This window comes from Streptomyces naganishii JCM 4654, from assembly GCF_014650575.1.
Lineage (GTDB): Bacteria > Actinomycetota > Actinomycetes > Streptomycetales > Streptomycetaceae > Streptomyces > Streptomyces naganishii.
Genome location: NZ_BMVF01000018.1, coordinates 1 through 15244, shown reverse-complemented (window position 1 = coordinate 15244; position 15244 = coordinate 1). Strand labels below are relative to the sequence as shown.

The window sequence follows — 15244 nt, the reverse complement described above, 5'->3', positions numbered from 1 at the left end:
GCCCCCAAATCCTGTGCGATACCCCGGGATCCGGGGGCCGGAGCGCTCAGGACTTGGGCTCGAAGGTCTTCGTGAGCGTCCGCCAGGTGTTCCGGCGCAGGTCGGTGTCCCAGTTCGCGGACTTAGCCGTGTACATCAGCGCGTACCCGAGATGTCCGTTCACCACGAACCCCCGGTCGACGGTGCGGTATTCGGTGCCGCCGTCGACGTAGGTGAACTCCCAGTCGGCCGCGTTCCAGCCGCGGTAGCCCACCTGCTCTATGCGGATGCGCTGGTACTGCGAGCGCACCATGTAGCCTTCCTGGTTCTTCCAGTCGGCGACCGGGTCGTCCTTGGGCGAGGAGGTCCAGGCGACCAGCAGCTTCTGCCCGTCCGGACCGGTGAAGCGGACGCCCGCGGAGTCGGTGCTGGCGTACTTCCAGCCCTTGGGCAACCCGATGGTGAACCCCTGGGAGCTCTTGTACGTCGTCGCCGCGCCGTCGTCCTTGGAGCCGCCGCCGTCCGGGCCGGAGCCGCCGGACCCGTCGCCGGAGCCGTCGCCCTGCCCGCCGGAGGCGGTGGACGCGGCGGGCGAACCGCCCGGTCCGGCCGTGCCGTTCTCGGCGTCGGCCTGCTTGCCGTCCGTGCCGGTCCCGCCGGTGGTGTCCTCCTTGGTGGAGGCGCTGGCGGAGGCCCCGGCGGTCGTGGAGGCGCGGGCCGCGCCGCTCCTGGAGCCCTTGGAGCCCTTGTCGTCGCCGTTGAGGGTGAGGGCCAGCACCGCGCCGATCACGGCGAGCGCGACGACCACGGCGATGATGACCAGCGTCCGGCGCGGCACCACGTCGGTGAGCGGCGCCCTGGGCACCGGCCGGGGAGCCAGGTCCAGGTCCGGCGGCGGCATCACGGGCCACCCCGAACGGGTCCGCCCGCCCTGCACACCGCCCACGGCGGTGGTCGCCGCGTCACCGGTACCGGCACCGGCGCCCGCCCCGGAGGAGGCCGCGCCGCCCGCCGGGCCGCCCTTGCCGTCCTTGCCGGTCCGGCCCGCGGACGCGTCCACCGGAGCCACCGCCGGGTCCGGCGCGGCAGGGGACACCGACGGCGATGACGATGCAGGCGACGGCTTCGCCGCGGGGGCGGCCACGGAGGCCGACGTACCGGCGCCCGCCGCACCCGCCGCACCCACCGCACCCGAACCGGCGCCGCCGGCGGCCGGCTTGGTGCGGCTCGCGGCCGCCGAGGTGGCCGCGCCCGCCGCGACGGCGGCCTTGCGCACCGAGCGCAGCGCGCCGCGCAGCCGCTCGCCGGCCTCCTCGCCGCGCTTGCCCCCGCCGCCCGGCGCACCGCTCCTGGCCGCCTTGCCCGGCTCGTCCCGGCTGTCCGGCCGCGCGGGCAGCGGTACGACCCTGGTGGCGTCCGCGGGAGGCTCGGGTTCGGCCTCCTTCGGGTCGGGGGCGTGGATGACGGCGTTGAGCATCGCCCGGGCGCCCGCGTCGTCGAGCCGCTTGTCCGGGTCCTTGTTGAGCAGGCCGTGGATGACGTCCCGGAGCGGGCCGGCGTTCTTCGGCTCGCCCAGGGGCTCGGTCATCACGGCGGTGAGGGTCGCGATCGCCGAGCCCTTGTCGTACGGCGGGGTGCCCTCGACCGCCGCGTACAGCAGGCCGCCGAGCGACCACAGGTCGGCGGCCGGGCCGGGCTTGTGGCCGCGGGCCCGCTCGGGCGAGATGTAGGAGGGGGCGCCGACGAGCATGCCGGTGGAGGTGATGGAGGGGTCGCCCTCGACCTGGGCGATGCCGAAGTCGGTGAGCACGACCCGGCCGTCCTCGGCGATGAGGACGTTGGACGGCTTCACGTCACGGTGCAGGATGCCCTGGCGGTGCGCGGAGCGCAGCACGTCGAGGACGGCGAGCCCGACCTCGGCCGCGCGCCTCGGCTCCAGCAGGCCGTCCTCGCGGATGACCTCGGCGAGCGACTTGCCCTCGACGAGTTCCATGACGATCCACGGCCGGTCGTCCTCGTCGACCACGTCGAAGACGGTCACCGCGCTGGTGTTGCGGATCCGCGCGATCGCCTTGGCCTCGCGCAGGGTGCGCGTGATCAGCCGCCGCTTCTCGTCCTCGTCGATGTTCGCCGGGAACCGCAGTTCCTTGACCGCGACCGTACGGCCGAGGGTCTCGTCCTCGGCCCGCCACACGGTGCCCATGCCGCCGCGCCCGAGTACGTCCCCCAGCCGGTACCGCCCGGCGAGAAGGCGCTCGCTTCGGCCCTGGAGAGTGTCCTGACGAGTGTTCCGACGAGATGCCCCGCCCCGCTCCGCCTCCGACATGCGTCCCCTCATGCAACCCGCCCTGACAGAGCCTCCATTGTCTCTCACCCGACAAGTGCCCGACGCCCAGGGTGCTCCTGGGGACACGCGCGCCCTCGGTGAACGACGCGCTGCGTGCGGCGCCATGACGGGCCGTGACAAACGGGCGGCGCCGTGGTCAGGCGCTTGGGGACACTTCCTCTCTTAACGGCCCCTGCGGCCGCCCGGCTCCGGGGTCGGGACTGTTACAACGGCACGATGTCGGGCGCCCCGAGCCGGGCCGCGTCGGCCGTCAGGTCGTCGGGCTGGCGCTGCGACTCCCGCTCGGCCTCCACCCGCTTCTCGTAGTGCTCGACCTCGCGCTGGATCTGGTCCTCGTCCCAGCCCAGTACGGGCGCCATGAGCTCGGCGGCCTCGCGGGCGCTGCGGGTGCCCCGGTCGAAGGTCTCGATGGATATGCGGGTGCGCCGGGTCAGTACGTCGTCCAGGTGGCGCGCGCCCTCGTGCGAGGCGGCGTAGACGACCTCGGCGCGCAGATAGTCGTCGGCGGCGTGGAGAGGGGCGCCCAGGGTCGGGTTCCCCGCGATGAGGGCGAGGATCTCCTGGGCCGCCGAGCCGTACCGGTTCAGCAGGTGCTCCACGCGCACCACATGGATGCCGGTGTCGGCGGCGATGCGCGCACGCGCGTTCCACAGCGCGCGGTAGCCCTCGGCGCCGTAGAGCGGGATCTCCTCGGTGACGCAGTCGGCGACCCGCATGTCCAGGCCGTGCACGGCCTCGTCGACGGCGTCCTTGGCCATCACCCGGTACGTCGTGTACTTGCCGCCCGCGACCACCACCAGGCCGGGCACGGGGTGGGCCACGGTGTGCTCGCGGGAGAGCTTGCTGGTGGCGTCGGACTCGCCGGCCAGCAGGGGCCTGAGCCCCGCGTACACGCCCTGGACGTCGTCGCGGCTCAGCGGGACCGCGAGCACGGAGTTGACGTGCTCCAGGAGGTAGTCGATGTCGGCGCTGGAGGCGGCGGGGTGGGCCTTGTCGAGGTCCCAGTCGGTGTCGGTGGTGCCGACGATCCAGTGCCGGCCCCAGGGGATGACGAACAGCACGGACTTCTCGGTGCGCAGGATCAGCCCGGTGGTGGAGTTGATGCGGTCCTTGGGCACGACGAGGTGGATGCCCTTGGAGGCGCGGACGTGGAACTGGCCGCGCTCGCCGACCATGGCCTGGGTGTCGTCGGTCCACACGCCGGTGGCGTTGACGACCTGCTTGGCGCGGATCTCGTACTCGCCCCCGCCCTCGACGTCCCGCACCCGGGCGCCGACGACGCGCTCGCCCTCGCGCAGGAAGCCGGTGACCCGGGCGCGGTTGGCGGCCTTGGCGCCGTACGACACGGCGGTGCGCACCAGGGTGGCGACGAAGCGGGCGTCGTCCACCTGGGCGTCGTAGTACTGCAGGGCGCCGACCAGGGCGTCCTTCTTCATGCAGGGGGCGACGCGCAGGGCCTGACGGCGGGTCAGGTGCCGGTGCAGGGGCAGGCCCCTGCCGTGGCCGCGGGCCATCGACATCGCGTCGTAGAGCGCGACGCCCGAGCCCGCGTACCAGCGCTCCCAGCCCTTGTGCCGGAGCGGGTACAGGAACGGCACCGGGCGGACCAGGTGCGGGGCGATGCGCTCCAGCAGCAGGCCGCGCTCCTTCAGCGCCTCCCGCACCAGGGCGAAGTCGAGCATCTCCAGATAGCGCAGCCCTCCGTGTATCAGCTTGCTGGACCGGCTGGAGGTGCCCGAGGCCCAGTCGCGGGCCTCGACGATGCCGGTGGTCAGGCCGCGCGTGACGGCGTCCAGGGCCGTGCCCGCGCCGACCACGCCGCCGCCCACGACCAGGATGTCCAGCTCTCGCTCGGCCATTCCCGCCAGTGACTCGGCACGCTGCGCCGGCCCCAGTGTCGCTGTCCTCACCGCTGCCTCCCACTGTCGGTCGCATCGGCCGCACCCGTCGGGCGAAGCCCGTTTCCGTCCCTCCCGTGTCCCCGCTCGTCCCTCCCCATGCCCAAATTCTGACCGGGTTGCCCGTCTTCAGCCACCAGTCGCCCCCAGCCTGTGGACAACTCCTCCCGGCTCACCGAGAAACACGCTGGTCAATCCCGCAAAACGGTCATATTTACTCCTAGTCTGACATTGCACTCGCTCGTTCTGTCCACAGGACTTGCGTGTCTGCCCTGCCTCGGTTATTGGGAAGGACGGCCCACGCCATGCCCGCAGATCTCGCCGTCATCGGACTCGGTCCCCTCGGCCTGCCCCTGGCCCAGGCAGCCGTCGCCGCCGGCATCCCCACGCTCGGGTACCGGACGGGGGACGAGTCCGGCTCCCTCAGACCCGCGGAACTGCGCCGGATGCTCTCGGGGGGCTTCCGGCCGGCCACCAACCCGGCCGAGCTCGGCCGGGTGCGCACCGCGGTGATCTGCGCGCCGACCCCGCGCGGCGCGGACGGCGGGCCCGACCTCGGGCAGGTGGAGGCCGCCGCGCGCGCCCTCGCCGGGCACCTGCGCCCGCACACCACCGTGATCCTGGAGTCCCTCGTGCACCCCGGTACGACCGAGGAGTTCCTGCTCCCGCTGCTGGAGGGGGGCTCGGGGCTGCGCGCGGGCCGCGACTTCCACCTCGCCTACTCACCCAGCCGCGTCGACCCCGGCAACCGGGACGTCACCCCCGCCAACACGCCGAAGGTGATCGGCGGCCTCACCCCGGCCTGCACCGAGTCGGCCGCCGCCTTCTACGGACGTCTCACCGACAAAGTGGTCCGCGCGCGCGGGCTGAAGGAGGCCGAGACGGTCCAGCTCCTGGAGACCAACTACCGGCACGTCAACATCGCGCTCGTCAACGAGATGGCCGTCCTCTGCCACGACCTGGGCGTCGACCTGTGGGACGTGGTGCGCTGCGCCGAGACCAAGCCCTTCGGCTTCCATGCCTTCCGCCCCGGGCCCGGCGTCGGCGGCCACGGCCTGCCCCAGGACCTGTCCGGCCCCGCCGGCCGCGGTCTGCGCATGGTGGAACTCGCCCGGCAGGTCAACAGCCGCATGCCCCGCTACGTCGTCCAGCGCGCCGCGACCCTGCTCAACGAGCACGGCAAGTCGGCCCGCGGCGCCCGCGTACTCCTTCTGGGGGTCACCTACAAGCCCGACCTCGCCGACCTCCAGGGCACCCCCGCCGAGGAGATCGCCGTCCGCCTGACCGGCCTCGGCGCGAGCGTCAGCTACCACGACCCGCACATCCCCGCGTGGAGCGTCCTCGACCGCCCCGTACCCCGCGCGGACGCCCTGTACGAGGCGGTGGCGGACGCCGACCTGACGATCCTCCTCCAGCACCACCGCACCTACGACCTGCAGGGCCTGTCGGTGAAGGCCCAACTCCTCCTGGACACCCGTGGCGCGGCCCCCACGGGAGCGGCGCACCGGTTGTGAAGGGGGGCGCGCGGGAGCGCCGGAACCCCTGACTGCTGGCACCCGGAGCGCCGCGCGGGTAACTTACGTGCACAGGTGGAGCCCACCGCAGGGGTCACTGCAGCGGGCTCCTGGCCGTTAGGCGGAGTGTCCACCCCTAGTGTTCATAGGGGTGGCCGCTCAGCGGCCGTAGATCCACAAGATCCACCTCCTCCGGCACTTCACCATCCGAAGACGGATCCGATCCCAGCGGGTGGGCTTGCGGTGGCGTCCCATGGGCGCCCCCTTCCATGACGCCGCCCATAGACCCGGTAGACGGTTTCACTGGAATTCGGTCCGGGCCCCGAGGGCGGGGTCCGGACCATGTCCTTGGAAGGGGGCGCCCCGAACATCCGGGGCGCCGATCACGGACACTATCGGCTCATCTCACCCGCCCCCGGCGTATTCGCCCCGAAAGCAACCGCGCACCCCCATATCGCTCTACGCGCCCCCACCTGCGCAGACGCGAAGAGGCCCGGCCGCTCGCTCTCGCGAGTGGCCGGGCCTCCGGGAGGAACGCCGGGGGGCTAGCGCTTGTGCTGGGAGTCGGCGACCGTCACCTCTACGCGCTGGAATTCCTTGAGCTCGCTGTAGCCGGTCGTGGCCATGGCGCGGCGCAGGGCGCCGAAGAAGTTCATGGAGCCGTCGGGGGTGTGGGAGGGGCCGGTGAGGACCTCCTCGATGGTGCCGACCGTGCCGAGGTCGACCTTCTGGCCGCGCGGCAGCTCCTCGTTGACGGCCTCCATGCCCCAGTGGTGGCCCTTGCCGGGCGCGTCCGTGGCGCGGGCCAGCGGGGAGCCCATCATCACCGCGTCCGCGCCGCAGGCGATCGCCTTGGGCAGGTCGCCGGACCAGCCGACACCGCCGTCCGCGATCACGTGCACGTACCGGCCGCCGGACTCGTCCATGTAGTCACGGCGCGCGGCGGCCACGTCGGCGACGGCCGTGGCCATCGGGACCTGGATGCCGAGCACGTTGCGCGTGGTGTGCGCGGCGCCGCCGCCGAAGCCGACCAGGACGCCCGCCGCACCGCTGCGCATCAGGTGCAGGGCCGCCGTGTACGTGGCGCAGCCGCCGACGATCACCGGGACGTCGAGCTCGTAGATGAACTGCTTCAGGTTCAGCGGCTCGTGCGAGGACGACACGTGCTCCGCCGAGACCGTCGTACCCCGGATGACGAAGATGTCCACGCCCGCGTCGACGACCGCCTTGGAGAACTGGGCGGTGCGCTGCGGGGACAGCGCGGCGGCGGTGACCACCCCGGCGTCGCGCACCTCCTTGATGCGCGCGCCGATCAGCTCCTCCTTGATGGGCGCCGCGTACACCTCCTGGAGGCGGCGGGTGGCGGCCCCGGAGGGCAGCTCGGCGATCTCGTCGAGCAGCGGCTGCGGGTCCTCGTACCGCGTCCACAGGCCCTCGAGGTTGAGCACGCCCAGGCCACCGAGTTCGCCGATGCGGATGGCGGTGGCCGGGGAGACGACGGAGTCCATGGGGGCGGCCAGGAAGGGCAGCTCGAAACGGTAGGCGTCGATCTGCCAGGCGATCGAGACCTCCTTCGGGTCCCGCGTACGGCGGCTGGGGACGACGGCGATGTCGTCGAAGGCGTACGCCCGGCGGCCGCGCTTGCCGCGCCCGATCTCGATCTCAGTCACGTCTGTGGCCTTTCCCTGATGCGTTTCAGCGTCTTCCAGTATCGCCGACACCCATGCCGAGGGCGGCCCCGGAGGATCCCGGGACCGCCCTCGGACGTGGTCCACGCGCGCGCGTGCGTCACTTGCTGCTGTAGTTCGGCGCCTCGACCGTCATCTGGATGTCGTGCGGGTGGCTCTCCTTCAGGCCCGCGGAGGTGATGCGGACGAAGCGGCCCTTGGACTCCATCTCCGCGATGGTGGCCGCGCCCACGTAGCCCATGGTCTGGCGCAGACCGCCGACGAGCTGGTGCAGCACGGCGGACAGCGGGCCGCGGTAGGGCACCTGGCCCTCGACGCCCTCGGGCACGAGCTTGTCGTCGGAGGAGACCTCGGCCTGGAAGTAGCGGTCCTTCGAGTACGACTTCGCCTGGCCGCGCGACTGCATGGCGCCGAGCGAGCCCATGCCGCGGTACGACTTGAACTGCTTGCCGTTGATGAACAGCAGCTCGCCGGGCGACTCCTCGCAGCCCGCGAGCAGGCTGCCCAGCATGACGGTGTCCGCGCCGGCGGCCAGCGCCTTGCCGATGTCGCCGGAGTACTGCAGGCCGCCGTCACCGATCAGCGGGACGCCGGCCGCGCGGGCCGCGAGGGACGCCTCGTAGATGGCCGTGACCTGCGGGACGCCGATGCCGGCGACCACGCGCGTGGTGCAGATCGAACCGGGGCCCACGCCCACCTTGATGCCGTCCACACCGGCGTCGATCAGGGCCTGGGCGCCGTCGCGGGTGGCGACGTTGCCGCCGATCACGTCGACGGAGACGCTCGACTTGATCTTCGACATCCAGCTCAGGGCGTTGCTGTTGTGGCCGTGCGAGGTGTCGACGACCAGGAAGTCCACCCCGGCCTCGGCGAGCGCCTGGGCGCGCTCGAGGGCCTCGGGGCTCGCGCCCACCGCGGCGCCGACGAGCAGGCGGCCCTCGGCGTCCTTGGCGGAGTTCGGGTACTGCTCGGCCTTGACGAAGTCCTTGACGGTGATCAGGCCCTTGAGGATGCCCGCGTCGTCGACCAGCGGCAGCTTCTCGATCTTGTGGCGGCGCAGCAGCGCCATGGCGTCCGTGCGGGAGATGCCGACCGTGCCGGTGACCAGCGGCATCGGGGTCATGACCTCGCTGACCCGGCGGGAGCGGTCGGGCTCGAAGGCCATGTCGCGGTTGGTGACGATGCCGAGCAGCCTGCCGGCCGGGTCGGTGACCGGGACACCGCTGATGCGGAACTTCGCGCACAGGGCGTCCGCCTCGGCGAGCGTCGCCTCCGGATGCACGGTGATCGGGTCGGTGACCATGCCGGACTCGGACCGCTTGACCAGGTCGACCTGGTTGACCTGGTCCTCGATCGACAGGTTGCGGTGCAGCACGCCCACGCCGCCGAGCCGGGCCATCGCGATCGCCATGCGGGACTCGGTCACCTTGTCCATCGCCGCCGAGAGCAGCGGGATGTTGACCTTGACGTTGCGGGAGATCAGGGACGAGGTGTCGACCGCGTTGGGGAGCACCTCGGATGCGCCCGGCAGCAGCAGCACGTCGTCGTAGGTCAGCCCGAGTGTCGCGAATTTCTCGGGCACTCCGTCGACGTAGACAGTCATGACACCTTCCCCAAATGGCCTTGATCGGTGCGGATGTCCATGCTAACGGGAAGCGGAGGTGTCTCATTCCACGGTGGACGGCGACCCCGGGCTTCATATGTTCGTACGACACCGGTGCCCGGTCCGTTCAACGGAGCGGCCGGCGGCGGTCGATGGACGGGGGCGGCGGGGGCGGCTACTGCTCGGCGAGGGCGCGCAGCCTGCTGAGCGCGCGGTGCTGGGCCACCCGGACCGCTCCCGGTGACATTCCCAACATCTGTCCCGTCTCCTCCGCCGTCAAGCCCACGGCGATGCGCAGGAGCAGCAGCTCGCGCTGGTTCTCGGGCAGGTTGGCCAGCAGTTTCTTGGCCCATTCGGCGTCGCTGCTGAGCAGGGCCCGCTCCTCGGGGCCGAGGGAGTCGTCGGGCCGCTCGGGCATCTCGTCGGAGGGCACGGCCGTCGAGCCGGGGTGACGCATGGCCGCGCGCTGGAGGTCGGCGACCTTGTGGGCGGCGATGGCGAAGACGAAGGCCTCGAAGGGGCGGCCGGTGTCCTTGTAGCGGGGCAGGGCGAGCAGTACGGCGACGCAGACCTCCTGGGCGAGGTCCTCGACGAAGTGGCGCGCGTCGCCGGGCAGGCGGGACAGCCGGGTGCGGCAGTAGCGCAGGGCCAGGGGGTGGACGCGGGCGAGCAGATCGTGCGTGGCCTGCTCGTCTCCGTCGACCGCGCGGTGGACGAGCGCACCGATGGCCCCATGGGCAAGTGCCGCCTCGTCGTCACGCATCGGTCCATGGTGCCTTGGCGTCGTCCGATCCGTGGCACCGCCATCGTGGTTGTGCACCGAAGCGTTATGAGCAGGTGCGCCGGAACTCATCTCCTGCGCCCTCCCCTTCCGCTCGACCGACTCGTCCCCGAGGAACTCCACACCTCAAGGATGCGGCATCCGCCGCGAAACGAGCAGCGACCACCCGGCGGGCCGCGTTGCCCCCGCCCCAACAGTGCGGTAGCGCCCCCTCGCCGGCACCCCGGCGACCACCCGTGCGCTGGGCCGACGGGCGTGGATGCCCGACGGTACGACGAGCCCGGCAGCCCCTTTTCCGGAGCCACCGAAGGCACGCCCCGCGTGGGATCCGACGACCAGTCCCGCGTGGGATCCGACGGCCCGTCCCGCGTGGGCTCCGACGACCCGTCCCGCGTGGGCTGCGGTGACCGCCCGTAGCGGCCGTAAGGGCCTTCGGTGGCTCCGGTGGCTCCGGTGGCTGCCGTTCAGGACGCTGCGCGAGGCCGCGGTGGGACGGTGCCGGCGACGCCGGAGGCCCGCCGCTCCCCCACGTCCGGTGCCGTACGTGGGGGTGCCGTCACGTTTCGGCCGGGCCGGGCCGACCTTGCCCCGCCGCCGGGAGGTGGCCCGTCGTGCCGGTACGCCCGCGCGCCGGACGCGGGTTCAGCCGCGAACCCGGGTCACGGACAGGCGCGCGCCTGTCAGCGGACCAGGCCCCACCGGAAGCCGAGGGCCACCGCGTGCGCGCGGTCGGAGGCGCCGAGCTTCTTGAACAGCCGCCGCGCGTGCGTCTTGACCGTGTCCTCGGAGAGGAACAGCTCACGGCCGATCTCCGCGTTGGACCGGCCGTGGCTCATGCCCTCCAGGACCTGGATCTCACGCGCGGTGAGCGTGGGGGCCGCCCCCATCTCGGCCGAGCGCAGCCGGCGCGGGGCGAGCCGCCAGGTCGGGTCGGCGAGGGCCTGCGTCACCGTGGCACGCAGCTCCGCGCGGGAGGCGTCCTTGTGCAGATAGCCGCGCGCACCCGCGGCCACGGCGAGCGCCACGCCGTCGAGGTCCTCGGCGACGGTGAGCATGATGATCCGGGCGCCGGGGTCGGCGGACAGCAGCCGCCGGACCGTCTCGACCCCGCCCAGGCCGGGCATGCGCACGTCCATGAGGATGAGGTCGGAGCGGTCGGCGCCCCAGCGGCGGAGGACTTCCTCGCCGTTGGCCGCCGTCGTCACGCGCTCGACACCGGGCACGGTCGCGACCGCGCGGCGGAGCGCCTCTCGGGCAAGCGGGGAGTCGTCGCAGACGAGGACGGATGTCATGGCCGCCCTCCGCAGCTGATGCGCGTCACCTTGAGCCTCCAGGCTGGTACGAAATCGTCACCTGTGCGGTCGACCGTCTCGGACGCCTGCCCGAGCACTTGTGTTTTCAACCGCCTCCGCACTCTCAACGACGGTCACTCGAAAGAGTTACGGGGCTGTGTGCCATCTTCGGCACTCTACGTGAGGGAGCGGACACACCGCAGACACAGACGTCATACCCTCAACTTTTCATCACAAGCTATGCCCCATTCAGCCCCTTTTCTTCCCGTTTCTAGGTGTCTAGGGCTAGATTCGCAATGAGTCATATTTTCATCTCCTTAGATCGGAGATGTACGGTCGTTGGCACCGTATCCGCCACGAACGGCTACAAGGGGTCACGTAATGGCAGATTTCTCCCGCCTTCCCGGACCGAACGCGGATCTGTGGGACTGGCAGCTGCTGGCTGCCTGTCGCGGCGTGGACAGCTCGCTCTTCTTCCATCCCGAGGGCGAGCGCGGGGCGGCTCGGAGCGCTCGAGAGAACTCGGCCAAGGAGGTCTGCATGAGGTGCCCGGTCCGTGCGGAGTGCGCGGCGCACGCCTTGGCGGTGCGCGAACCGTACGGGGTGTGGGGCGGCCTGACCGAGGACGAGCGCGAGGAGCTCATGGGGCGGGCACGGAACCGGCTGGTGTCGGCGGCTTCGTCATCCAGCGGGGACTCCGCCTCGAACAACTGAAGGAACGTTTCTTCACCCATTGCTCAGCTAACCCGACCACCCAGGGCACGCGCAGCCGTACGCGTGCCCTTCTGCTGCGGCGGGCCGTGCCCTGTGCCGATGCGGTGCTGCCGATGAGGTGCTGCCGATGAGGCGCTGCCGACCCCTCAGCGCGTCGCGGCGCGCTCCAGTTCGTCCAGCGTGGCGGCGACGGCCGGCACCTGGGCCAGGTCGGGCAGGGTGAGCGCGACGATCTCCCGGCGCACCGCCGGCTCCAGCGCGACCGTGCGCGCGCCCCGGGGCCGTACGGACTCGACCGCGAGCTGGGGCAGGACCGCGACCCCGAGTCCCGCCCCGACCAGGCCGACCACCGCCGGGTAGTCGTCGGTCGCGAAGTCGATACGGGGGGTGAAGCCCGCACTCTCGCAGGCCTGGACGAGCTGGCCCCGGCAGCGGGGGCATCCCGCGATCCACGGCTCGCCCGCGAGCTCGCCGATGGCGACGGACTCCGCGCCGGCCAGCCGGTGCCGTTCGGGCACGAGGCCCACGAGGCGGTCGGTGAGCAGCGGCCGTACGACGAGGTCGTCCCACTCCTCGGCGCCCGCGGCACCCTCGTAGCGGAAGGCGAGCGCCACGTCGCAGTCGCCCTCGCGCAGCAGTTCCACGGACTGCGGCGGCTCGGCCTCCTCCAGCGACACGCGCGTGCCCGGGTGCGCGGCGCGCAGTGCGGCGAGGGCGGTGGGGACGAGGGTGGAGCTGCCGCTGGGGAAGGAGACGAGCCGGACCCGGCCGGCGCGGAGCCCGGCGATGGCGGCGACCTCCTCCTCGGCGGCGGTGAGGCCCGCGAGGATGCCGCCCGCGTGCCGGACGAGCGCCTCGCCGGCCTGGGTCAGCCGCATCTCGCGTCCCGCGCGCACCAGCAGGGGGGTGCCGACGGAGCCCTCCAGCGCCTTCATCTGCTGGCTGACGGCGGGCTGGGTGCAGCCCAGTTCGCGGGCCGCCGCGGAGAAGGAGCCGGTGGCGGCGACGGCGCGCAGCACACGGAGATGACGGGCCTCAATCACCCTTCGAGCATAGGGACCATAAGGCTCCCTTGGCCAGTGAGCGGAAAAACACGTCGACACTTTGACTTCCGCTCCCCTACCGTGCGGCCATGAAGCTTCTGTCAGTGAACCTGGGCCAGGCCCGGGCCGTGCCGTACACCGACCAGCCGGAGGGCGTGACCGGCATCGACAAGCGGCCGGTGGACGGGCCGGTGCGGGTGACGGCGCCGGGGCCGAAGGGCGTGGGCGCGAGCGGGCTGGCCGGGGACTCGGTGTGCGACCTGCGGCACCACGGCGGGGACCACCAGGCGGTCTACGCGATGGCGCGCGAGGACCTCGACGAGTGGGAGCGCGAGCTGGGCCGCACGCTGCCCAACGGCTCGTTCGGCGAGAACCTCACCACCGAGGGCATCGACATATCCGGCGCGCTGATCGGCGAGCGCTGGCGCATCGGCTCGCCGTCCGGCTCCCCGGTGGTGCTGGAGGTCGCCTCCGGGCGGATTCCCTGCCGTACCTTCCAGGGCCATCTGGGTGAGCGGGGATGGGTGAAGCGGTTCACGCGCCGGGGCGCGCCGGGAGCGTATCTCCGGGTCCTGCAACCCGGCGAGATCCGCACCGGCGACCCGGTGGAGATCGTGCACCGCCCGGCCCACGAGGTGACGATCGCCTTGCAGTTCCGCGCCGTCACCACCGAGCGCTCGCTGCTGCCGGCCCTTCTCGCGGCAGGCCCGGCCCTGCCCCCGCACACACTGGCGGCGGCGAGGGAGTACACGGAGAGGCACGCAGGCTGACGTCGCGCGGGCGGGCCGGCGCCCGGCCGCGCCGGCCCGCCACCGGCGCCGTGCGTCCCCGCCCCTCCCCCGCGTCGCACGCTGATCGGAGTCACCCGTTCCCGGCCACTAACCTTTCGCCATGACAACGGCTCTGATTACGGGATCGACCGCGGGCATCGGCGCCGCGTTCGCGCGGCGGCTGGCGGCGGACGGGCACGACCTCGTGCTGGTGGCACGGGACACCAAGCGCCTGCGGGACCAGGCGACCGAGCTGCACGACCGGCACGGCATCGAGGCGGAGGCGCTGACCGCCGACCTGGCCACGGACGAGGGGATCGAGGCGGTCGCCGACCGGCTGGGCGACCGCCGCAACCCCGTCGACCTGCTGATCAACAACGCCGGCTTCGGCAACAAGGGCCGCTACCTCGACGTGTCGATGGCCGACGAGCTGAAGATGATCAAGGTGCACATCGAGGCCGTGCTGCGGCTGACGTCGGCGGCGACCGCCGCGATGCGCGAGCGCGGCCGGGGCGGTGTCGTCAACGTGGCGTCGGTGGCGGCCTTCGTCCCGCGCGGGACGTACGGCGCGTCGAAGGCGTGGGTCGTGCAGTTCACCCAGGGCGCGGCGCGCGACCTGGCGGGCAGCGGTGTCCGGCTGATGGCCCTGTGCCCCGGCTTCGTGCGCACCGAGTTCCACCAGCGGGCCGGGATGGGCACGGACAACATCCCGAACTGGATGTGGCTGGATGCCGACAAACTGGTCGCGTCGGCCCTGTCCGACCTGGCCCGCGGCAGGACGCTGTCCATCCCCGACCCGCGCTACAAGGCGCTGATGGGCCTGGTGAAGGTGACCCCGCGCGGGCTGCTGGGCGGCGTGACCTCCAGGACGGGCCGCAAGTACGGTCCGCAGTAGCCGGGTGAAGGGGTGACGTGGCCGTCCCGGTGGGAAAATGGCGGGGACGGAACCGGACCAGGGGGGCCGGAGGCTGCGTCATGACCTTCGTACAGCTCATCGAGTGCAGGACGAGCCGGCTGGACGAGATGAACCGGCTCTTCGACGACTGGGTCGCGCGGACCAAGGGGAAACGGACGGCGACGCACGCACTGGTCGGCAAGGACCGCTCGGACGCGTCGCACATCGTCGAGGTGGTGGAGTTCCCGTCGTACGAGGAGGCGGTGCGGAACTCGAACCTCCCGGAGACCGACCGGATCTTCCGGGACATGGTCGCGCTGTGCGACGAGGCGCCGACGTTCACCGACCTGGACGTCGTACGGGACGAGTTGCTCACCGAGATCACGGTGCGGCGCTTCTTCGAGGCGCTCGAGGCGCCGGGCGAGCTGTCACCGCTCAACGACCTGCTGGACGAGGACATCCACAGTCACGACCCGATGAACCCGCAGGACACCATCGGTCTGGACAGCGTCCGCAGCGAGTACCGCATGTGGCGGGCCGCCTTCGACTTCTCCATCGAGATCGAGGACGTCCTCGCCCAGGGCGACCGCGCCTGCGCCCGCTGGACCTGGACGGCCACCCACAAGGGTGACTTCCTGGGCATCGCCCCCACCGGCAAGCGAGTCTCAATGATGGTGTCAAGCCGATTGGGTGGCTGGCGGGGTGGGCGTGAAGTGCCTC

At 72.1% G+C, this 15244-nt stretch carries 12 protein-coding genes; 5 read left to right on the top strand and 7 right to left on the bottom strand.

Annotated elements, in window-relative coordinates; all coding sequences use genetic code 11:
• Positions 1-46: 46 nt before the first annotated feature.
• Both IE217_RS27215 and IE217_RS27210 read right to left on the bottom strand, forming a co-directional pair.
• Positions 47-2305, bottom strand: coding sequence for a serine/threonine-protein kinase (locus tag IE217_RS27215; protein ID WP_190180598.1), 2259 nt, complete (start codon positions 2303-2305; stop codon positions 47-49).
• A gap of 224 nt (positions 2306-2529) precedes the next feature.
• Complete coding sequence (locus IE217_RS27210; RefSeq protein WP_190180597.1) at positions 2530-4236, bottom strand: glycerol-3-phosphate dehydrogenase/oxidase; 1707 nt, start codon at positions 4234-4236, stop codon at positions 2530-2532.
• 293 nt (positions 4237-4529) lie between these two features.
• On the opposite strand from IE217_RS27210, the gene IE217_RS27205 reads away from it, so the two are divergent.
• Positions 4530-5738 (top strand): nucleotide sugar dehydrogenase, encoded by a 1209-nt coding sequence (locus IE217_RS27205; protein WP_190180596.1) that lies wholly within the window; start codon positions 4530-4532, stop codon positions 5736-5738.
• 545 nt (positions 5739-6283) lie between these two features.
• Here IE217_RS27205 and IE217_RS27200 read toward each other — a convergent pair.
• The 4 genes from IE217_RS27200 to IE217_RS27185 form a co-directional block, all read right to left on the bottom strand.
• A complete protein-coding gene (locus tag IE217_RS27200; protein WP_190180595.1) occupies positions 6284-7408 on the bottom strand; it encodes a GuaB3 family IMP dehydrogenase-related protein in 1125 nt (374 codons plus the stop codon).
• Between the two features lie 118 nt (positions 7409-7526).
• Entirely contained in the window at positions 7527-9029 is a 1503-nt protein-coding gene (gene guaB, locus IE217_RS27195; RefSeq protein ID WP_190180594.1) for an IMP dehydrogenase, read from the bottom strand.
• Positions 9030-9204: 175 nt separating this feature from the next.
• On the bottom strand, positions 9205-9792 hold the full coding sequence (locus tag IE217_RS27190; protein WP_189703447.1) for a sigma-70 family RNA polymerase sigma factor: 588 nt from the start codon (positions 9790-9792) through the stop codon (positions 9205-9207).
• A 698-nt stretch (positions 9793-10490) separates the two neighbouring features.
• A complete protein-coding gene (locus tag IE217_RS27185; RefSeq protein ID WP_003948568.1) occupies positions 10491-11102 on the bottom strand; it encodes a response regulator transcription factor in 612 nt (203 codons plus the stop codon).
• 381 nt (positions 11103-11483) lie between these two features.
• Between IE217_RS27185 and IE217_RS27180 the strand changes: the two genes are divergently transcribed.
• On the top strand, positions 11484-11816 hold the full coding sequence (locus IE217_RS27180; protein WP_189703446.1) for a WhiB family transcriptional regulator: 333 nt from the start codon (positions 11484-11486) through the stop codon (positions 11814-11816).
• 146 nt (positions 11817-11962) lie between these two features.
• On the opposite strand, the gene IE217_RS27175 is transcribed toward IE217_RS27180, so the two are convergent.
• Positions 11963-12859, bottom strand: a complete 897-nt coding sequence (locus IE217_RS27175; protein WP_190180593.1) for a LysR family transcriptional regulator — start codon at positions 12857-12859, stop codon at positions 11963-11965.
• Positions 12860-12948: 89 nt separating this feature from the next.
• Here IE217_RS27175 and IE217_RS27170 point away from each other — a divergent pair, with 89 nt between their 5' ends.
• The 3 genes from IE217_RS27170 to IE217_RS27160 form a co-directional block, all read left to right on the top strand.
• On the top strand, positions 12949-13629 hold the full coding sequence (locus IE217_RS27170) for an MOSC domain-containing protein (protein ID WP_190180592.1): 681 nt from the start codon (positions 12949-12951) through the stop codon (positions 13627-13629).
• Between the two features lie 121 nt (positions 13630-13750).
• Positions 13751-14524 carry an SDR family NAD(P)-dependent oxidoreductase gene (locus tag IE217_RS27165; RefSeq protein WP_190180591.1) on the top strand — a complete coding sequence of 258 codons (774 nt, stop codon included), beginning with the start codon at positions 13751-13753 and terminating at the stop codon, positions 14522-14524.
• Between the two features lie 80 nt (positions 14525-14604).
• Positions 14605-15244 (top strand): ester cyclase (locus IE217_RS27160; RefSeq protein WP_190180590.1); only part of this gene is annotated, 640 nt, incomplete at its 3' end.